21 protein-coding genes are annotated in these 20,488 nt (G+C 50.1%); 6 read left to right on the top strand and 15 right to left on the bottom strand.

Annotated elements, in window-relative coordinates; genetic code table 11:
* Nucleotides 1–38 precede the first annotated feature (38 nt).
* The 7 genes from LLU09_RS03950 to cyoE form a co-directional block, all read right to left on the bottom strand.
* Entirely contained in the window at nucleotides 39–494 is a 456-nt protein-coding gene (locus LLU09_RS03950; protein WP_228310551.1) for a DUF420 domain-containing protein, read from the bottom strand.
* Nucleotides 495–515: 21 nt separating this feature from the next.
* Nucleotides 516–1,469 carry a cytochrome c oxidase assembly factor CtaG gene (gene ctaG / locus LLU09_RS03955; RefSeq protein ID WP_228310552.1) on the bottom strand — a complete coding sequence of 318 codons (954 nt, stop codon included), beginning with the start codon at nucleotides 1,467–1,469 and terminating at the stop codon, nucleotides 516–518.
* 131 nt (nucleotides 1,470–1,600) lie between these two features.
* Nucleotides 1,601–1,942 (bottom strand): cytochrome C oxidase subunit IV family protein, encoded by a 342-nt coding sequence (locus LLU09_RS03960; protein WP_040105726.1) that lies wholly within the window; start codon nucleotides 1,940–1,942, stop codon nucleotides 1,601–1,603.
* 1 nt (nucleotide 1,943) lies between these two features.
* A complete protein-coding gene (locus LLU09_RS03965; protein ID WP_228310553.1) occupies nucleotides 1,944–2,570 on the bottom strand; it encodes a cytochrome (ubi)quinol oxidase subunit III in 627 nt (208 codons plus the stop codon).
* Nucleotides 2,570–4,486 (bottom strand): cytochrome c oxidase subunit I, encoded by a 1,917-nt coding sequence (locus tag LLU09_RS03970; RefSeq protein WP_228310554.1) that lies wholly within the window; start codon nucleotides 4,484–4,486, stop codon nucleotides 2,570–2,572. The genes LLU09_RS03965 and LLU09_RS03970 overlap by 1 nt, the downstream gene beginning before the upstream one ends.
* 2 nt (nucleotides 4,487–4,488) lie before the next feature.
* Nucleotides 4,489–5,649: a cytochrome c oxidase subunit II gene (coxB, locus tag LLU09_RS03975; RefSeq protein WP_228310555.1), complete on the bottom strand. Its 1,161-nt coding sequence runs from the start codon at nucleotides 5,647–5,649 to the stop codon at nucleotides 4,489–4,491.
* A gap of 30 nt (nucleotides 5,650–5,679) precedes the next feature.
* Nucleotides 5,680–6,600, bottom strand: a complete 921-nt coding sequence (cyoE, locus tag LLU09_RS03980; protein WP_228310556.1) for a heme o synthase — start codon at nucleotides 6,598–6,600, stop codon at nucleotides 5,680–5,682.
* Nucleotides 6,601–6,910: 310 nt separating this feature from the next.
* Here cyoE and LLU09_RS03985 point away from each other — a divergent pair, with 310 nt between their 5' ends.
* Nucleotides 6,911–7,804 (top strand): COX15/CtaA family protein, encoded by an 894-nt coding sequence (locus tag LLU09_RS03985; protein WP_228310557.1) that lies wholly within the window; start codon nucleotides 6,911–6,913, stop codon nucleotides 7,802–7,804.
* Between the two features lie 30 nt (nucleotides 7,805–7,834).
* On the opposite strand, the gene LLU09_RS03990 is transcribed toward LLU09_RS03985, so the two are convergent.
* The 3 genes from LLU09_RS03990 to LLU09_RS04000 form a co-directional block, all read right to left on the bottom strand.
* Nucleotides 7,835–11,269 (bottom strand): pyruvate carboxylase, encoded by a 3,435-nt coding sequence (locus LLU09_RS03990; protein WP_228310558.1) that lies wholly within the window; start codon nucleotides 11,267–11,269, stop codon nucleotides 7,835–7,837.
* Between the two features lie 181 nt (nucleotides 11,270–11,450).
* A complete protein-coding gene (locus LLU09_RS03995) occupies nucleotides 11,451–12,641 on the bottom strand; it encodes an FtsW/RodA/SpoVE family cell cycle protein (protein ID WP_228310559.1) in 1,191 nt (396 codons plus the stop codon).
* Nucleotides 12,642–12,672: 31 nt separating this feature from the next.
* Nucleotides 12,673–12,972 (bottom strand): Fpa/YlaN family protein, encoded by a 300-nt coding sequence (locus LLU09_RS04000; protein WP_040107022.1) that lies wholly within the window; start codon nucleotides 12,970–12,972, stop codon nucleotides 12,673–12,675.
* A 147-nt stretch (nucleotides 12,973–13,119) separates the two neighbouring features.
* Here LLU09_RS04000 and LLU09_RS04005 point away from each other — a divergent pair, with 147 nt between their 5' ends.
* Nucleotides 13,120–13,602 carry a hypothetical protein gene (locus tag LLU09_RS04005; RefSeq protein WP_222998778.1) on the top strand — a complete coding sequence of 161 codons (483 nt, stop codon included), beginning with the start codon at nucleotides 13,120–13,122 and terminating at the stop codon, nucleotides 13,600–13,602.
* 51 nt (nucleotides 13,603–13,653) lie between these two features.
* On the opposite strand, the gene LLU09_RS04010 is transcribed toward LLU09_RS04005, so the two are convergent.
* The gene (locus tag LLU09_RS04010; RefSeq protein WP_228310560.1) at nucleotides 13,654–13,983 is read right to left on the bottom strand and encodes a YlaH-like family protein; all 330 of its coding nucleotides are present in this window, start codon (nucleotides 13,981–13,983) and stop codon (nucleotides 13,654–13,656) included.
* A gap of 24 nt (nucleotides 13,984–14,007) precedes the next feature.
* Nucleotides 14,008–15,852, bottom strand: coding sequence for a translational GTPase TypA (gene typA, locus LLU09_RS04015; RefSeq protein ID WP_228310561.1), 1,845 nt, complete (start codon nucleotides 15,850–15,852; stop codon nucleotides 14,008–14,010).
* 156 nt (nucleotides 15,853–16,008) lie between these two features.
* Here typA and LLU09_RS04020 point away from each other — a divergent pair, with 156 nt between their 5' ends.
* The 3 genes from LLU09_RS04020 to LLU09_RS04030 all read left to right on the top strand — a co-directional run bounded on the left by LLU09_RS04020 (nucleotide 16,009) and on the right by LLU09_RS04030 (nucleotide 17,295).
* Complete coding sequence (locus LLU09_RS04020) at nucleotides 16,009–16,200, top strand: DUF5325 family protein (RefSeq protein WP_040107020.1); 192 nt, start codon at nucleotides 16,009–16,011, stop codon at nucleotides 16,198–16,200.
* A gap of 166 nt (nucleotides 16,201–16,366) precedes the next feature.
* The gene (locus tag LLU09_RS04025) at nucleotides 16,367–16,924 is read left to right on the top strand and encodes a hypothetical protein (RefSeq protein ID WP_228310562.1); all 558 of its coding nucleotides are present in this window, start codon (nucleotides 16,367–16,369) and stop codon (nucleotides 16,922–16,924) included.
* Nucleotides 16,924–17,295 (top strand): hypothetical protein, encoded by a 372-nt coding sequence (locus tag LLU09_RS04030; RefSeq protein ID WP_228310563.1) that lies wholly within the window; start codon nucleotides 16,924–16,926, stop codon nucleotides 17,293–17,295. The genes LLU09_RS04025 and LLU09_RS04030 overlap by 1 nt, the downstream gene beginning before the upstream one ends.
* Here the strand turns inward: LLU09_RS04030 and LLU09_RS04035 are convergent.
* Nucleotides 17,235–18,050, bottom strand: coding sequence for an inositol monophosphatase family protein (locus LLU09_RS04035; RefSeq protein ID WP_228310564.1), 816 nt, complete (start codon nucleotides 18,048–18,050; stop codon nucleotides 17,235–17,237). The two genes, LLU09_RS04030 and LLU09_RS04035, sit on opposite strands and share 61 nt — an antisense overlap.
* A 76-nt stretch (nucleotides 18,051–18,126) precedes the next feature.
* On the opposite strand from LLU09_RS04035, the gene LLU09_RS04040 reads away from it, so the two are divergent.
* Complete coding sequence (locus LLU09_RS04040) at nucleotides 18,127–18,735, top strand: YktB family protein (RefSeq protein ID WP_040107016.1); 609 nt, start codon at nucleotides 18,127–18,129, stop codon at nucleotides 18,733–18,735.
* Between the two features lie 81 nt (nucleotides 18,736–18,816).
* On the opposite strand, the gene ilvA is transcribed toward LLU09_RS04040, so the two are convergent.
* On the bottom strand, nucleotides 18,817–19,776 hold the full coding sequence (gene ilvA, locus LLU09_RS04045) for a threonine ammonia-lyase (protein ID WP_228310565.1): 960 nt from the start codon (nucleotides 19,774–19,776) through the stop codon (nucleotides 18,817–18,819).
* A gap of 119 nt (nucleotides 19,777–19,895) precedes the next feature.
* Nucleotides 19,896–20,486, bottom strand: coding sequence for a 3-isopropylmalate dehydratase small subunit (leuD, locus tag LLU09_RS04050; RefSeq protein ID WP_228310566.1), 591 nt, complete (start codon nucleotides 20,484–20,486; stop codon nucleotides 19,896–19,898).
* Nucleotides 20,487–20,488: the final 2 nt, after the last annotated feature.

The raw sequence follows: 20,488 nt of genomic DNA on the forward strand, positions 1-20,488 counted from the left end.
AAAAGAGCGGCTCAATTGAGCCGCTCTTTTTTTGGTTCCTATCCCTGCAGGATCGCTTTGATCAATGATGTGGTTTCTCCGCCCGGGTACAGGACATAGAGCAGGACGTAGACCATCACGCCTGTAATCGCCGTAGCAAACCATATCGTCGATGCCCAGGGCGCTATTTTCCTATGCCTGGCAAGCTTCTCCTTCAGCCCTAGGTAGACCTGGACGCCACCGAGGACGCCGCCGGTCGTAGCCAATATGATGTGGAAGATCAGAAATACCGTATAATATGGCACCAGTGCATCCGGCCCACCGAAGGCCGTGTTGCCTATGAACACTGTCCTCGAAGAATAGATGATGAAGAATATCAGGGCACTGAGTGCCGCAAGCATCATCATCTTCCGATGGACTTCAACCTGGCCATTCTTCACTTTGGCGATTCCGATTGCCATGAATATTGCACTGATCACGATGAACAATGTACTGAGGGTCGGTAAAATATGCACAGTGGGATTCTCCTAACTACATTATCTGTATTGATTGAAAAGTTCTTTCTGCAGACGCGCTTCCTCTACTGAACGGCGTGTCACTTCCTCTTCATCCCTGCGTTCATTGCGGTACCAGTTGAAGAAGATATGGGCGAGCATGAAGCCGAAGAAGACTTCCTGGAGCACTTTCATGATGATGCCGCCCGTCTGCTGGTCCATGATCGGCGTCGTATTCGTGAAGTACTCGGGGCCAGAGATGAGCCCCTGCCCTTTCAGTCCATCGAGGACACCGGAAGGGACACAGAGTTCCATGGCTGCAAGCCATGCATCACCATCCGTATATGTCCGGTACAATGGATCTCCTGCAAAGATGATCAGCCCGCATGCCGGTGTCAGCAGAGCGCCAATACCAAAGATGTATAGGAGCTTGAACAGACCACCCATATGACGCTCCTGAGGTTCCACCTTATTGAAGATCGGATAGAACATCAGCAGTGCCAGCGCAAACAGCAGGACATTGAATGCTGAGTGCAGCATACCGCTCTGCTTCAGGAAGTCCAGCACCACAGGCAGATGGTAGATTGAGAATACACCATTGAATAGGATCAGCGGAATGAGCGGTTTTTTAGCAATCGCAAAGAACTGCTTGACCACCGGCAGGCCCACGAAATGCTTCCACAGATATTCCGGAATGGCGAAATACATGAGCGGCGCAATCAGCAGGAAGACGACTGCCATCTGCAGCATATGGAAGCTGAAGAGTATATGGCTCAGAATATCCACTGGAGAGCCGTACATTGCATAAAGCAGTATCATGCTGGTCAGGAAGATCATGGCTTCCTTGTTCCTCAGCGGCCGGCCGCCCTCGAAATTGTCATACCATTTCTTGGTGATGAGGAAATAAACGACCGTCAGGAAGACGGTGAAGGCCAGAAAGTATGGACTCCAGTTTGCGATGAATCCGAATATTGATATAGATGACAAGTTTTCCATTTAGAATCATCCCTTTATAAAATCACTTAGTTCAAGTATAGAATCCACGGGGGTATCAGGCAAGGGCTGACCTTGACAATATGATGACAAAACAAAGGCCGGCACAGAAATGTGCCGGCCTTTATGAGGACCTAGATCGGTGAACCAATCCAGACGATATACATGAACGTGACAACGAATGCCAGTGCGAAGAACATTCCCGTCATCATGAACAGCTTCGCGAACTCATGCCCCTTATCCTTCATGTGCATGAAGTAGAAGAACTGCAGGACGACCTGGATGAATGCCAGACCGATGACTACCGGAATGACAAAGCTTGCGTCGAGGTCCATCGCCACCATCCCAAATGCGATGAAGGTGAAGAAGATCATGAGTCCGAAGGAAATGACCTGTTGGCGCATCTCCTTCGTGCGCTCACGGCGTACATACTCAAGTTTCTTTTTTGACATTGGTTCCTGTTTTATTTCTGCCATTTTACAACACTCCCAGCAAGTAAACTATTGTGAAGATGAACACCCACACAACGTCGATGAAGTGCCAGTACAGGGCTGCAGTGTTTACTTTCGCAGCAGTGTATACGGAAAGTCCGCGTTTTGCATTACGGATGATGAGCAGCGTGATCCAGATGAGTCCCACTACAACGTGGAACCCGTGGGTTCCAATCAGGAAGTAGAATGCACTCCCGAATGCGCTGGATCTGAATGTATGTCCAAGGTGGGTATACTCGATGAACTCATAGATCTCGAGCGCCAGGAAGCCAAGGCCGAGAAGGACTGTAATTCCCAGCCATAGCTGCATTTTCGCAAAGTTGTTGTTCCTCATGTGGTAGACTGCGTAGACGCTTGTCAGTGACGATGTCAAAAGGAACATCGTCATGACGAACGCAAGCGGCAGATGGAAAAGGTCCGATGCCAGCAAGTGGTCATCTGATGGTACCGAATCCTTCAATGCAAGATACGTTGCAAAGAGGGAGGCGAAGAGTGCAGTCTCACCTGCAAGGAAGATCCAGAAGCCGACAAACTTGTTCTTCCCTTCCATCGTTGCGGTTTCGGGATGTGCCGGCCATCTTTCACTTGGTACGTTATACTCCATGTGAGCCATTAGTTCTCCCTCCTTTGTTCTTCTTCAAGGTCTCTCAGTACTTCTTCTTTAGTTACATAGTATCCGAGGTCATCCTTGAGTGAACGTGTGATCATTGCACCGAATGTGATCGCAAGACCAAGGATGAGTACCCATAGTGCCCAAGGGTGCTGCGGCAGGTCGGCTACTGCATCGATCGCCCACTCTTTGCCGGATGCGAAGTACAGTGCACCGAAGGCTGCTACGAACAGGCCGAAGGACATTACGAATGGAATGAATGAGTTGTTCGGCATGTGGAAATCTTCCAGTGATTCAGCCGGCATCATCCTGCCATTGTTCGCCTTCTTCTCGATCCAGTAGGCATCCAGGCCACGTACAAGTGGTGTCTGTGCGAAGTTGTAGTAAGGTACCGGGATCGGCAGGGACCATTCAAGCGTACGTCCGTCGCCCCATGGGTCGCGGCCCACTTTCTGGTTCTTCGCAATCGTCATGATGATGTTGACGACAAGTATGATTACTGCGATGGCCATCAGCAGTGCGCCGATCGAAGATATCATATTCGCGGTGTTATAGCCCTGTCCATCAAGGAACGTGAATACACGTCTCGGCATTCCCCAAAGTCCGAGGAAGTGCTGGATCAGGAATGTCGTATGGAAACCGATTACGAATAGGACGAATGTAATTTTTCCGAGCTTCTCGCTGAGCATCGTTCCAAACATCAGTGGCCAGTAGTAGTGCAGGCCTGCCAGGAGGGCAAAAACGACCCCGCCGACGATGACGTAGTGGAAGTGTGCAACGATGAAGTATGAATCATGGTACTGGTAGTCGGCTGGCGCAGCGGCCTGCATGACACCTGTAACCCCGCCCATAGTGAACGATGGGATGAAGGCGAGTGCGTAGAGCATCGGTGTTGTGAACTCGATGCTTCCGCCCCACACGGTGAGTACCCAGTTGAATATCTTGATACCCGTCGGAACGGCGATCGCCATTGTCGCTACTGCGAAGATTGCGTTTGCTGTCGGTCCAAGACCAACTGTAAACATGTGGTGTGCCCATACCATGAATCCGAAGAATCCGATCAGTACGGTCGCAAACACCATTGCTGAGTATCCGAAGAGACGCTTACGTGCAAATGTCGCAAAGATCTCGGAGAAGATACCGAATGCCGGAAGGATCAGGATGTACACTTCCGGGTGACCGAAGATCCAGAACAGGTGCTCCCAGATGATTGTATTACCGCCGGTTTCAACCAGGAAGAAGCTGGAACCGAACATGCGGTCGAACATCAGCAGGAAGATGCCGATTGTAAGCGGCGGGAAGGCGAATACGATGAGTACTGAAGCCACGAGCGTCGTCCATGTCATCAGCGGCATCCTCATGTATGTCATGCCTGGAGCCCTCATATTAATGATCGTTGTTACAAAGTTGATACCTGAAATCAGTGTACCTGCACCACTGATCTGCAGGCCGAGTGCATAAAAGTCGATACCGTGTCCAGCAGATGCGATGGACAGTGAAGCATAGCTTGTCCACCCTGCGTCAGGTGCTCCACCGAGGAACCATGAGAGGTTCAGGAAGATACCACCGAAGATGAAGAGCCAGACCCCCAGTGAGTTCAGAAATGGGAATGCAACGTCCCGTGCCCCGATCTGAAGGGGCACCGTCGCATTCATGAAAGCAAACAGCAGCGGCATGGCTGCCAGGAATATCATCGTCGTACCATGCATCGTGATTACTTCGTTGAACAGTCCTGCAGAGAGGAAGTCATTGTTTGGTACTGCGAGCTGGATCCTGATGAGCATCGCTTCAATACCACCAAGAACGAAGAAGAAACCACCAGCAATCAAGTACAGTATTGCTATCTTCTTATGGTCCACTGTAGTCAGGTATTCCCAGATTACAGAACCGACACCTTGCTTTTTAGCTGTGGATGCCATTACTAGTTACCTCCTTCTTCAGATTCTGAGGATTCCTCTTCAGAACCTTCAGCGCCTTCTTCAGCGCTTTCTCTTAACGTTTCTACATCGCCTGCGCCTTCCTCGACCTTAAGTTCCATCAGGTAGGCTGCGACAGCATCGATTTCCTCATCAGTGAGATCGTATTGGCCTGTCATCTTGTTGTCCGGCTTGTAGGATTCAGGGTCCTTGATCCATTCGACGAGGTTCTCTTCATTATGTTCCATGAAGCCTGCGATCAGGTCGCGGTCCCCGAAGTTCGTGAGGTTCGGTCCCTGCGCTCCAGTACCTGTAGGTGTAACTGCGTGGCAGCCGATACAGGAATTGTTGAAGATTTCCTGACCGTCTGCCGCATCATCAGCAGAAGCCTGTACAGGTTCTTCTATGTTCTTCATGTCTGCGAGCCATTGATCATATTCCTCTTCCGGCAATGCTTTGACCTTGAAGTCCATGAGTGCGTGGGAAGGTCCGCAGAGCTCCGCACACTTACCGTAGAACAGGCGGTTGGAATCCTGTGCCTTGTCTTCATCGAATATAAGGTAGAAGCTGTTGATGCCATCGACGTTTGTATCGAGCTTACCGCCGGCTGCCGGTACCCAGAAGGAGTGTTTTACATCTGCAGCCTTGAGGTTGAAGTATACTTTCTTGTCTGTAGGGACAACGAGTTCCTGGCCTGTGACTACCCCTTCATTCGGATATTCGAATTCCCACCAGTACTGGTTGGCTGTAACATTGATTACTGTTTCTTCGCTGTTTACTCCGCCATCTTCGTTTTCCATCGCCTGTGTATCCGCCTGCTTGAATGTCAGGTAGACGGTAGGTACAGCAAGGATGATAAGTAAAAGAATCGGAATCGCAGTCCAGATTACTTCCAATGTATGGTTTCCGGCTACATCCTTGGGTTCGAAATCTTCACCCAGGTTCTTTCTGCGGCTTTTGACCACTGCTATCGTAAATACAACGGTGACTACTGCAACCACCAGCAGCATTATGATGATGGAGAGCAGCATCAGATTGAACTGTTCCTGCCCAACTTCACCTGCCGGCTTCAAAGTGCTGAGATGATTCTTGCCACAGCCTGAAGCAAATACAGCCAGGAGGGTGATGAGTCCAAGCCATTTGGCATTCATCCAACGATTTTTCATTTAAATAGACCTCTCTTTCATTCTTAAGCTTTAGAAATTCCCTAGTAAGCCAGCAACAATAATCATTACAAAGAATACAATAATGTAATTCAGCGAGAAGATGAATACCTTGCCGGCATGACGGTTATCATCTTCGACCGGACGAAACCTGTTGAACGAAATGACGAGCCACATTATGTTAAGTGCAGTTGCCATCACTACAAACCACGTTCCAAGTTCCGTCATCATGATCGGGGTAAAGAGAAGCAGTGCCACCCAGAAGATAATCGATCTCCTCGTACGGTGATTTCCTTTCACGGAAGGAAGCATAGGCACTTCTGCCGCGCTGTATTCATCGCTCCTTCTGATTGCCAATGCATAGAAATGCGGCGGCTGCCACAGGAACATTACGACGAACATCGCCCAGGCCAGAAGGTGAAGGTTCGGATCTATCACGGCCCAGCCGATCAGCGGCGGCATCGCTCCGGGAATTGCACCGATGATCGTATTCGACAGCAGATGGCGTTTCGCGAATATCGAGTAGACCACTGCATAGCCGAAAGCGGCAATCAGTCCCAATGTGCCCGCCGTCGGATTGATTGAAAACAGCAGTATTTCCCCGATGATCAGAAAAGTGTAGCCGATCAGTAGAATGTCACGTCCGGAAAAAGTGCCATCCACACTGGGTCTGGACTGCTTCGATGTCATGACGGAGTCGATATCGCGGTCATAGTAGTTATTCAATGCTGCAACGCCGCCTATGACGAGACCGGTGGCTACAACCATCAGTAGCAGAAGTGGAACATTGTAGAAGAAGGATTGGTTGTGGTACATTACAGCAAGAAAACCTGCGGCAAAAGCCGGAATCAGGTTTGACTTGATGATACCATCCTTGACCAGTGTCTTCACTGCCTTGAAGGTGATTCCCTTACTGTCATGATGCACATCATTCCCATATACATCACTTTGCATCCATACGCCTCCTTTCACCACAAACACATTTACAGATAATAATAAATTAAAAATGACACATTTACTATACATTTCTGAAATAAAATCGTTACATTTTATATTGTTCAAAAATTGTTCATTAATGTGCCACAATCTCATTCCCCATGTGTTCTATACTGGGAATAGTTGTTTGTTGTACATTTAGATTTTACCATATATTCAGGAATTGTTAAGGGTAATACGGCATATTGATGATTGCCTGCACCTGTCCTTTCCTATATATTGGTATTCTGTGGCTACATACAGTATAAGAACTATAGAGGTGTTACCATTGTATAAAAATTTAAAGATACTGGCCGTCATCACCACACTCATGATGATTTTCGTACAGATCGGTGGCGCCCTGGTAACTAAAACCGGCTCAGCCGATGGGTGTGGACAGTCATGGCCGCTGTGCCATGGCCAGATCATCCCAAGCTCATGGCCGATAGAGACGATCATAGAACTTGCCCACCGCGGTGTCTCGGGACTCGCCATCATACTTGTAGGCCTGGTCAGCTGGCTTGCACTCAAGCTGCTCTCCCATAAGAAGGAAACGCGCTTCCTCGTCGCAACCAGCATCGGCTTCATACTCGCACAGGCGCTGATCGGTGCGGCTGCAGTCATGTGGGGACAGAACGACTTCATTCTTGCGGCGCATTTCGGCATTTCCCTGATCAGTTTCGCATCCGTCTTCCTCCTCACGCTGCTCATCTTCGAAGTCGACCAGAAGTTTGAGGCACAGGAACTTGTAATCGGATCCTACCTGAGGTACCACACGATATTCCTGACCATCTACATCTATCTTGTGGTGTACAGTGGCGCCCTCGTCAGACATACCGACTCCTCTCTTGCCTGCCTGGGCTGGCCGCACTGCGGACCAGGCCAGTTGTGGGCGGGGAACTTCTATCAATGGGTGCAGATGAGCCACCGGGTGCTTGCAGGCATCATCGTAATATGGATTTTCATCATACTGATCCATGTCCTGAAGAATTACAGCCAATACAGAATACTCAAATACGGCTGGCTGACCGCCTTCATCCTGGTGCTGCTGCAGGCATTGACGGGAATGCTGAGTGTCCTCACACTCGTCAACATCTTCATCGCCCTGCTCCATGCCCTATTCATCACATTGCTTTTCGGACTGCTGTGCTATTTCATCCTGCTGCTGTCCAGAGCGAAATAAATAAACCCACACCAAGGTGTGGGTTTATTTTTATGCTTTTTCAATGGTCATCATGAGATCCATCGATTGGACTTTGTCACCGGCATCCACAAACACTTCGGATACCTTTCCATCAAATGGTGCTTTGACTGAATTCTCCATTTTCATGGCTTCGGTTATGATGATGACTTCACCTTTCTTGAAGGACTCACCCGCCTTGTACTTCACAGTGCTCACCGTGCCCGGCATCTGTGCACCGATATCTCCGATTGCAGTCGGGTCCGCTTTCTTCAGACGGGCTGTTGCTGACTCGACGCTCTCGTCGTTGATGTAGACCTTCCTCGGGAAGCCGTTCAGTTCGAAGTACATCCAACGGAATCCGTCCTCATGGACATGGCCGATGGAGAGGAGATTGACGATCAGCGTCTTGCCTTTGTCGATCTCGATCTCAAGCACTTCATTCTTCCTCATGCCGAATAGGAATGTCGGCGTATCCAGCACTTCAACGTTGCCGAACTTGTTGTTCGTAGTGATGAAGTCCTTGAACACTTTCGGATAGAGCGCATAGGACAGTACGTCCTTGTCAGTGACATTGTCGCAGAATGCAGAAATCTCCTCTTTGAGCGCGTCGAAATCGATCGGCTCCAGCACCTTGCCCGCACGTTCCTTCAGCGGTTCTGCACCTTTTAGGACGACCTTCTGCAATTCTGTATTGAAGCCGTTGGCCGGCTTGCCGATCTCACCCTTGAAGAAGCTGACGACGGAATCCGGGAAGTCCAGGTGTTCACCGCGTTTGATGACGCTCTCTTCATCAAGGTCGTTCTGCACCATGAACAGGGCCATATCCCCGACAACTTTTGAGGACGGCGTCACCTTTACGATGTCGCCGAACAGCATGTTCACCTTCTGGTACATCCGCTTCACTTCACCATAACGGTCTCCAAGACCCAGTGATTTGGCCTGGCTGAACAGGTTGGAATACTGTCCACCCGGCATTTCATGCCTGTAGATTTCGGTGTTCGGGCTCTTGATGTCACTTTCGAAGTCAGTGTAGTACTTCCTGACATCTTCCCAGTACTCGCTGAGACGCTCGAGACCGTCTATGTCGGCGCGGATCTGGCGCTTCTGGCCGCTCTGCGCATAGTAGAGGCTGTTGGCACTTGGCTGGGATGTCAGGCCGCTCATTGCGCCGAGTGCGGTATCCACCACATCGACGCCCGCTTCGATGGCCTTATGGTACATCAGAACGCCGTTTCCACTCGTGTCATGTGTGTGGAGGTGGATCGGGATGTCCACTGTGGCCTTCAGCTCGCCGATCAGTTCATATGCTGCCTGCGGCTTGAGGAGTCCAGCCATATCCTTTATCGCAAGGATGTGTACACCTTCCGCCTCAAGTGCCTTCGCCATCTTCTTGTAGTATTCGATCGTGTAGACGTCAGAGCGTTTCGGGTCGAGGACATCCCCAGTGTAGCAGATGGCACCTTCGGCCACCTTGCCGGTCTTCAGTACCGCTTCAATCGGCTGTTTCATCGCTTCCATCCAGTTGAGGGAATCGAATATCCTGAATACATCGATGCCTGAGTCCGCACTTTCCTGCACGAACTTCTCGACGACATTGTCCGGATAATTCTTGTAGCCCACTGCATTGGATGCACGAAGCAGCATCTGGAAGAGTACATTCGGGATCTCCCTGCGCAGAGTCTCGAGCCTTCTCCACGGATCCTCCTTCAGGAAGTTATAGGCCACATCAAATGTCGCCCCGCCCCACATTTCAAGGGAGAAGGCATCCTTGAGGTCATGCGCCGTATATGGTGCAATCTTCTTCATGTCGTACGTACGGACACGTGTCGTCAGCAAGGACTGGTGCGCGTCGCGCATCGTCGTATCCGTAATCAGTGCGTCATCCTGGGCCTTCAGCCATTTCGCCAGCCCTTCCGGTCCTTCACGGTCCAGTATCTGCTTCGTACCGTCTTCTATGACTGGTTCATAGTCGGGCATCCTTGGCGGATCGAAGTGCGGCTTCTGGCGCTTCTCGACACCCGGGAATCCGTTTACGGTAATCGTAGAGATGTATTCCAGAGTCTTCGTCCCTCTGTCCTTCGGCTTTTCGAATTCGAAGAGGGATGGTGTCGTATCGATGAATTTCGTCGAATAGTCGCCTTTCTGGAAGTCCTCGTTGCTGATTACATTCGTCAGGAACTGAAGGTTCGTCTTGATTCCGCGGATCCGCATTTCCTTCAGGCTGCGGATCATCTTCTCATTCGCATCCTTGTATGTCAGACCATGGGTCGACAGCTTCACAAGCAGGGAATCGTAATATGGCGAGATGACCGCGCCCTGGAAGCCGTCTCCAGCATCCAGACGGACGCCGAAGCCGCCGCTTGAACGATAGGCCATGATTTCACCCGTGTCCGGCATGAAGTCGTTCAAAGGATCCTCGGTCGTGATGCGGCACTGTACCGCAAATCCCATCAGAGGGACATCCTCCTGCTTCGGAAGGTTGATGACTTCGCCGAAGAGTGTGTTGCCGTCAGCAATCTGGATCTGCGTCTTGACGATATCCACACCAGTGACCATTTCGGTGATCGTGTGCTCGACCTGCACGCGCGGATTGACTTCGATGAAGTAGTATTCGCCATCTGCCACGAGGAACTCGACGGTTCCTGCATTGACATAGCCGACCTGTTGGGCCATATCCTTGGCGGCTTCACAGATTTCCAGACGCAGTTCATCGGTGAGGCCTACTGAAGGTGCCACCTCGACCACTTTCTGGTGGCGTCTCTGCACTGAACAGTCACGCTCATACAGGTGAAGGATGTTGCCTTCCGTATCTCCAAGGACCTGTACTTCTATATGTTTCGGGCGGTCGATGAACTTCTCGAGATAGACCTCGCTGTTGCCGAAGGACTTCGATGCCTCACTTTTCGCACGATCATAGCTGTCCCTCACATCATCGTCTTCATCCACGATGCGCATGCCTTTGCCGCCACCGCCGGAAATCGCCTTGATGATGATCGGGAATCCGTGCTTTTCAATGAATGCTTCAACTTCCTCGAAGGACTGCACTGCCCCGTCCGTCCCGGGAATGACCGGGAGGCCTGTAGAGAGTGCCGTCTCGCGTGCCTTGACCTTGTCACCGAACATATCCAGGTGACGCAGTTCAGGGCCTACGAAAATGATGCCCTCCTCTGCACAGCGTCTTGCGAATTCCTTATTCTCACTCAGGAAACCATAGCCCGGGTGGATCGCATCCACACCGGCATTCTTCGCGACCTTGATGATCGCTTCTATATTAAGATAGCTTTCCGTCGGTGAAAGGTCTTCCCCGACAAGATAGGCTTCATCTGCTTTATATCTATGTAAAGCACCTTTATCTTCATTACTATAGATCGCCACAGTCGTAATATCGAGCTCTGTACACGCCCGGAAAATGCGGATTGCTATTTCTCCCCTGTTGGCGACGAGCAACTTATTGATCTTATTCATAGTGTTCCTCCTTTGCTATAATTATCAATTATAATAAATATTCAAAAAATATACAATAATATTAATAGTTTAAGTGTGTATTCCTATATTATACAGGAATATGAAAGCGATTTCCGTATATTATGAAGGGTGAAAAATAAATTGGTCATACATAAAGAACCGGGTATCATAGATACCCGGTTCACGTATGGCCCAATGCTTTTGATTTTTTGACGTGCTTGGCTGCGATGATCAGCAGCCCGACGGCAATCGAAATGCTCAGGAATGAGGAGCCGCCATAGCTGAGCAGCGGCAATGGCACACCTGTAAGTGGAATCAGCTTCGAAATGCCGCCCAGATTTATGAAGAGCTGGAACGAGATGTATATGGCCACACCAATGCAGATCAGCCGATAGAACATATCCTGTGACACTGCTGCATACCTGAGTGCCTTGATGACGATGATGAGGTACAGGCACAGTATGAAAATCACACCGATCAGCCCCAGTTCTTCGGCAACGACGGCAAAGATGAAGTCGGTATGCGGCTCCGGCAGATAGCCGAGCTTCATGACCCCGTCCCCGAGTCCGTTTCCGAATATGCCCCCGTGCGAAATCGAGACCAGCGCATTGGTCAGCTGATACCCTGTCCCCGTCGGATCGTTGAAGGGGTGCAGGAATGTATCGATGCGCGCCTGCTGGTGCGGGGAGAGGATGCTCCCCTTGACCATATAGATGATGACGCCCACTGCACCGGCGGCAACTGCAAGCGCCCCGCCGACCTTGGCGAGGAAGCGGATCGAAATGCCGGAATAGATGAATATGCCGGCGATGATTCCCGTGATGACCAAGCCTGTACCGAAGTCATTGGAAATGACGATCATCGTACAGAAGCCGATGAAGGCGAGCGGGACGAGATGCCCCCCTTCAAGCTGCTTCAGACGATCCTTCTTGCGGTCGTATATATACGCCAGATAAAGGATGGTCACGATCTTGAAGAACTCCGAGGTCTGGAAATTGAACCCTGCCAGGCGGATCCAGTTCCGCTCCCCGTTCACTTCTGTCCCGAAGAATGCAGTGAAGACAAGGAGGATGAATATCCCGACCGTCGCCGCAATCTGGAAGTACTTGTTCCTCAGAAATTCCCCTGACATGAAATAGGCCATGATGAATACGACAGTGAAACCGAGTAATATGGAAATCAGCTGGCGTATGTAGAAATGCTCGGGATTCCCTCCGGTGATTCCGGGTGTTCTTGATGCCATCACCATGCTGGCGCTGTAGATCATGACGAGTCCAATCAGACTGAGCAGTACATATGTAATGACTATGGTGAAATCGACATACCTTGAGTATGTCCTTACGTAATTAAAGAAATCTTTTATGAATGACAAAGAACCGCCTCATTTAAAAAAAGCCTAAAGATCACATTTCTTTAGACTCGAATTTTTCATCTTCCATATATGCATCGTGTACTTTGGATACTTCCTTCTCGAGTTTCTCCAGAAGTGCACGCCCATCTTCCGGGTCGATCAGGCCGAGCCTGGCAGCAAAATGAACTTCTTTAGAAAGCCCAAACATCTGTGTGTCCAATACTTCTTCATAGACTGGGCATTGGGGCATCGTCAAATTGTCCATCTGCACTTCGATCAGCTGGACAATCTTTTCTGCATCTTTCTCCAGCTGTTCATAAGCCTGTTTACTCAATTCATCTAATGTGGACACGAAATAACCCCTTTCTATAAACTCTCTATAAAATTTTATATCACAGACCATAAAAAAGCAAGCAAAGACGAGTGCGTGAAAACAGCAAAGAGGATTTATTTATAACATGCAAGTCTGTTATAATTACGGGGTAAGGAGAGAATGAATATGATTATACAGATTATGGGCAATGTACGTTTTCAAATCACACTCGATCCATCCACCTGGATCTTCGATGACCGCAAGGAGGAACTCGACAAGGTCCTCGCCAACGATGCCGACGAGGAGCAGATCGAGTTTTCCGATTCCAGGGAGTGGAGCCGGCAGATCATAGAGGGTACGACGAAGCCGCCTACGCTGAAGTCGGAAAAGAAATTCAAGAAGCAGGAGCTGCTCGATGGCACTTTCGTCATATGCCTCAAGCCATTCCTCGAATATACGGAACCTGAGCGGGGGGAAGATGCGATGATCACCTTCACCCATGACGACAGCACGACGATCCTTCCATACAACCAGCGCCATAAGTTCTATGCACACTTCAGCAAGGACGGAAAGCGGCTGTATGATGATGGATTCATCGATATACTCGTCATCGATGGTGGAAAAATAGAAAACCGCCTCGAGCATGTCACCGGCATATCATTTGAATAATCGAAGTTCAAAAAATAAGCTGCTCATCCATATGGACGAGCAGCTTATTTTCTATTTTTCGGAAGTCTTTATATTGCCGGCCTTGCGCTCCTGATGCAGTCTGAACCGATACAGCGCCAGTATGATGGCGGCAACGACGAGGCTCTCTGCCACAGGCAGGAATGCCCCGAAGAATGTCAGCATCACACAGCCGAAAAACATGACGATGTAAATGATCACGTTCTGCCATAGCTTGATTTTACGGGCAAAACCAAGATTGTAGACGATGATGGAAAGGATATATATCGTCAGGAACAGATACCACATCCCCGCCTGGGGGTTGGTATCCAGCCCGAACACCCTGCCAAAAAAGGTCAGGCGTTCCGTAACATTTACACTCATCAGATCAGGGAGAAACAATTAGACTCACTCCGCTTCAAGTTTAAACTTTTCTTTCTTCTGTGACTTTTCCCTTTCACTCTTGCCGAGGATCTTCTTCCTCAGGCGGACGGTTTCAGGTGTCACTTCCACCAGTTCATCTTCATTGATGAATTCCAGTGCCTCTTCAAGTGTCAACGCACGCGGCTTTTTCATCGTAGTGGTCTGTTCCTTCGTTGCGGAACGGATGTTGTTCGCCGCCTTCACCTTGGTGATGTTGACTGTGAGGTCATTTTCCCTGGAGTTTTCTCCAACGATCATGCCCTCGTAGACTTCTGTCCCGGGCTCCATGAAGTTCGTACCACGGCCTTCAAGCTGCAGTATCGAATAGGTGGATGCCGCCCCCTTGTCGATGGAGACGAGCACACCATTGCGTCGGCCGCCGATCCGTTCCCGGATGACGGGTCTGTAGTCCTCGAATGTATGGTTCAGTATACCATATCCCCTTGTCATTGACATGAACTCTGTACGGTAGCCGATCAGACCCCGTGCCGGCACATGGAAGATGATGCGCGTCTGGCCATTGCCGGTATTCGACATGTCGACCATTTCACCTTTCCGCTGGCCGAGGGATTCGATGATGCTGCCTGTATGCTCTTCAGGCACATCGATCTGAACGCGCTCGAATGGTTCACACTTCACGCCGTCGACTTCCTTGACGATGACTTCAGGTTTCGATACCTGGAGTTCGAATCCTTCACGCCTCAAGTTTTCGATCAGTATCGAAAGGTGGAGTTCGCCCCTGCCTGATACCTTCCAGGCATCCGGCTGGTCCGTCGGCTCCACTTTCAATGAAACGTCCGTTTCAAGCTGCTGGTCGAGCCGCTCTTCTATTTTGCGCGCAGTGACATATTTGCCTTCCTTGCCCGCAAACGGTGAATTGTTCACAGAGAAGGTCATCTGCAGCGTCGGCTCATCGATGTGGAGGATCGGCAGGGCTTCCGGTGTATCCACTGGTGTGACCGTCTCGCCCACGTTGATGTCCTCCATACCGCTCAATGCGATGAGGTCGCCTGCTTTGGCATAGTCGATTTCAACACGGTTGAGGCCGAAATAGCCGAACATCTTCGTCACCCTGAAGTTCTTGATTGTGCCATCCGTCTTGATAAGGGAAACCTGGTCCCCCACTTTCATCTCGCCCCTGAAGACACGGCCGACGCCGATCCTTCCGACATAGTCATTGTAGTCGAGGAGTGCCACCTGGAACTGGAGCGGTTCACTGCTGTTGTCGACTGGTGCCGGTACATGGTCGATGACCATTTCGAAGATGGACTCCATGTTCTCATCCTGCTGGTCCATTTCAAGGCTAGCTGTACCATTGATGGCAGAAGCGTATGCAACCGGGAATTCCAGCTGTTCGTCATTGGCATCAAGTTCGATGAAGAGTTCCAGCACTTCGTCGATGACCGCTTCCGGACGTGCTGTATCCTTGTCGATCTTATTGACGACGACAAGCGGCTTCAAGTCCTGTTCCAACGCCTTCTTCAATACGAAGCGCGTCTGCGGCATCGTCCCCTCATATGCATCCACGACGAGGATGACACCATCCACCATCTTCATGATGCGCTCGACTTCACCACCGAAGTCGGCATGTCCTGGAGTGTCCAGGATGTTGATTCTTGTATCTTTATAGGCAAGGGCTGTATTTTTTGCGAGGATTGTAATCCCGCGTTCACGTTCAATATCGTTCGAGTCCATTGCACGTTCTGCAACCTGTTCATTCTCCCTGAACATGCCGGATTGCTTGAGCAGCTCATCCACCAATGTGGTTTTCCCGTGGTCGACGTGCGCAATGATTGCGATATTACGGATATCATTTCTTAAATTCATCAAGACTTTCCCTTCGTTTTTAGAATCGCTATTTCACAACTAGTTTATTATAGCATGAAACCCGTGTGTTTTTCCACTATGTATTGCATGGGCCGGATGTAATGGCACACGGTTTATGATATAATGGTCCAAACATGACTTTGGAAAGGATCGTAGCCCATGGAACCAAGAAAATCTAAAGCCATATTTGCTGTACTTGCAGTGCTTGCGGTAATGATGATGATTGCATTTTCCGTCTTCATCGCTGAAGCGATGCCTCTGATGGCAGTGGCCTCCGTCCTCATATTCATCGCAATATTCGGGACCGGCTTCACCCTGAAGAAGAAATACCGGGAAAATGGCTGGCTATAGGACAGCAGATTTTGAGTTTCCGTCCAACCAAAGCAGGATGAATGGGAATCGGCCCTCCGATTCAGCCATTTATCCTGTTTTTTTATGCCATTTTAAGGTTTCGGCGCTTTGACATCCAGCTTCCGATGCCAGACAATGAAGCCATCAAAGCAAAGGGAGATGTGCCATGAGACAGAAACCCGACCGATTGAAAGTATATGAGTTCCTTTATAACAGACTGCCTTTTTCGGATAACGAAACCAGCGAATATGAAGCGATGCAGAGGATGGAGAAGCTGGAAGAGAAATTCGAACACCATCTGATGAAGGTAAATACAACAAACATGCGGATTCACTGGCATGCTGAAGTTCTGGTCGACAGGCAGGTGGAAATAGTGAACGTACTGATCGTGACCGATTACTGCTACTATCTGTTCATACTCCACGACCTTGAAGGCGAGCACTACATCAATCCGTTCAATATCCTGTGCAGCAGCACGCATGAAGCGGTCCTCGACCTGAACCGCAGCAGGCGGATATTCGAAATGTTCCGCAACCAGCTGATAGATGCCGGTACATATCAGCGGCCCGTCATACTGAAATATGTGCTGATGAACGATGCCTTCCAATTGAAGGGAAAGCGCTCGGACATCTTCCTGGAGGAGCAGAACCTCCCCTACTATCTGAAGGCCATCGAACATTCCGCTGTGGTCAGAAAAAAGAACCATCGCCCCGCCTCGACTTGATGCTCGGGGCGCGGGCGCCGCTTCCGATCGGTACCGGAAACTTCCGTCGGGGCATAAAATGCAGAAGGTGCCATGCCTTCGGATGGGAGGCGATCGGCGGGAAGATCGGAAAATGCTGCATGTGCGGCCAGGTCGAATCGGTACAGGTCATCGCGAGGGACTATTTCACGCAGTTCGACCGCCTGTTTCCCCATGAGACCTACAAGCGCCGGGACATCATCGACCATCTGCGCATATCGGTATCTGAATACACCCTGCAGAAAATAATACGGTCCAACTTCAAGAAGCTGGACCATAAGGAAAGAATCTATTATTTTTCGCCATGTGTGCGTCTATGGGATTCGATGAAAGATGCATCGGAGTCGAAATAGCTTACAAGCTCTCCGTGGATCGCCTGGTTGCCTGCCAATATGCTGTCTTTTTTCAGAATATCTATCTCTTCACCAAGCAGATTCGTCGTCCTGCCCCCAACCTCCGAAATGATGATCATTCCGGCAGAATAGTCCCAGGGGTGCAGGCGGTAGAACAATGTTGCACTTACTATCCCTGTTGCGGTGAATGCCATATCAAGTGCAGCAGAGCCGTATGAGCGCGTACTGCGCGCTTCCCTGACCACTTTCGTGAAAGCCTGGCCGATGCCTTCCCTGACCACCCAGTTCGAATTCAGGCTGACGAGCGAATGGGCAAGGTCCGTATCTTCCAGCGGCGCCAGACGGATGTCATCCTTGAACGCCCCCTCCCCCGCCTTCGCATGATAGAGGTGGTCATTCATCACATCAAGTATCATCCCGCAATGCGGTCTGCCATCAACATACACACCGATCGAAACCGCAAAATTCTGAAGCTGATGCACAAAATTCAATGTGCCATCAATCGGGTCCACTATCCATAGGACCCCTTCAGTATCTTCAATATCGGTTCCATGACCCTCTTCACCGATGATCCGGTGGTCGGGATACCTTTCAAGTATTCGGTCGTATATATATGTTTCAGTCTCGCGATCCACGTCGGTCACGAGATCATTCGGATTCAATTTAGCATCGATACGGAAGTCCTTTTTCATACGCAGCCGGATGAAATCCCCGGCCTCTCTTATCAAGCGTTGTCCAAACTCGTATATTTCCATTGCATCCACCCCAAATAATTGATTGACATCATTACTTATTCTATCATATAAGTAGTCATTTGAAAGGAGTAGTAAAATGTCCAAATACCATTTTACCAAAGATGATTTCAAAGTATTTGAAATCGATGGCCTCGAGCCGCGGATGGATGCGCTCAAGACCACCATACGTCCAAAGCTCGAAAACCTGGGTGAATACTTCAGTGAATACCTGACAGAGATCACCGGGGATGAGCATTTCGCACATGTCGCCAAGCATGCAAGACGCAAAGTCAATCCGCCCGATGACACGTGGGTGAGCTTCAGCACCAACCCGAGAGGCTATAAGATGATGCCGCATTTTCAGATCGGCCTCTTCGGCGACCATGCCTTCTGCATGTATGGCACCATCTATGAATCCCCAGAGAAGGCGGCAACCGCAGAAAGGTTGCTCGACCAGATTGACATCATCCGCTCCATACCTGAGGATTACGTCGTCTCCCTCAACCATATGAGACCGGAAAAGACGGCCCTCAGGGACATGAGCGAGGAAGATCTGGAATCGGCACTTGTAAGGCTCCGGGACGTCAAGAAGGGTGAGTTCCTCGTCGGCAAGAAATACCTCCCTTCAAACAGCGTCCTCAGCCACGATGACATCTTCATCAAGGAGCTCGAAACTGTCCTCCAGGAACTTGTCCGTCTGTACTAGGATGGAACAGAACTTTACATCGGCACGAAACAACCCGTCATCTGGATAGATGACGGGTTGTTTCGTTGATCCCAAGTATGGCTACAATACCACGGTGTTACGGGACCGTTCGGGCTTCAACTGATTTGCGAGCGACTGGACATCACCAATCTTGCCGATGTCGAAGTTGCCGCCGCTGACGATTACTCCACAATGTCTGGAATCTATCTGATCATTATGTGACAATAATCCCGCCAATGCAGCTGCACCAGCGCCTTCGACCAATGTCTTGCCGCGTTGGAGCATAGTCACCATGGCGTTCGCAATTTCGGCTTCGCTCACTGTAATCACATCATCCACATAATGCCGGATGAGCGGAACCGTCTTTTCGCCTGGCTGCTTTACGGCTATGCCCTCTGCGATGGTGGAGACCTTATCCAACTTTTCCACGACGCCCTTGTGGTAGGCGGTGTACATCGCTGCAGCTGATGCTGCCTGGACACCGATCACCTTGATATCCGGATTTACGGATTTGGCTGCGACAGCGATGCCGCTGATCAATCCCCCGCCGCCGATCGGTACGATGATCGTATCGATCCTGCTTTCCTGCTCGAGCATCTCGAGGGCGATTGTTCCCTGTCCGGCCATGATGTCATAATCGTCGAAAGGATGGACGAAGGTCGCACCGCACTTCTTTTGATGCTCAAGTGCTGCTTCATAGGCCTCCTGGAAACTTTCTCCCGTGAGTACGACTTGGGCGCCATAGCCCCTTGTCGCCTCGACTTTCGCTTCAGGTGTCGCCTCAGCCATATAGATCGTCGCCTTCACTCCAAGTTTGTGGGCGGCCAAAGCCAGTCCCTGTGCATGGTTGCCTGCAGACGCGGTGATTACCCCGCATCCCAGCTCTTCATCGGTAAGGCGCATGAGCTTATAGCTTGCCCCCCTGAATTTGAAAGCCCCGGTCTTCTGCTGGTTCTCCATTTTGAAATAGACATTTTTCTCTGTGCGCTGATTCGTTGTAGCTGACGTACGTAACGGTGTGTGATGGACAACATGATCCAAACGCTTCCAGGCGTCATGGACTAATCCACCAGTTAGGAAATCCCCATGTGGTCACACTCCTTGAATGATTTATTTGGATATAATCTATGTTTTTGATTACTCCCTGTTCCAGCGAGGAGTCAGGCTTTCGCAGCCTGCTTCTCCTCATATTCCCTGATCTTGTCGTCGAGCAATAATGTCAATGCGATGTCGTCCCAGCCGTTCAGGAGCTTCTCCTTATGGTAGGATGGAATATCGAACGGGAGCTGCTTCGTTCCGTCCGAAATGGTCTGCTCTTCAAGGTCGACATTAAGATGGAACGTGCCTTCCTTCGCCTGCTCCATCCATTCATCCACTTGGCTTTCATCCGCCTTGATGAGGATGATGCCGTTCTTGAATGCATTGTTGTAGAATATATCCGCAAAACTTGGTGCAATGATGACCTTGAATCCGAAATCGAGCAGCGCCCAGGGTGCATGCTCCCTTGAAGAGCCGCATCCGAAGTTCTCTCCAGCTATGAGGACCGATGCATCCTTATAGCGCGGACTGTCCAGTTCGAAATCCGGTTTCGGATTTCCATCATCATCAAACCGCCAGTTGTGGAAGACGAACTGGCCGAAACCTGTCCGTTCCACACGCTTCAGGAATTGTTTGGGTATGATCTGGTCCGTGTCCACATTGCTGCGGTTGAGCGGAAAGACCTTCCCTTCATGTTCTTTGATCGCTTCCATCC

Origin of the sequence: Salinicoccus sp. RF5, from assembly GCF_020786625.1 — a bacterium.
Classification (GTDB): Bacteria; Bacillota; Bacilli; order Staphylococcales; family Salinicoccaceae; genus Salinicoccus.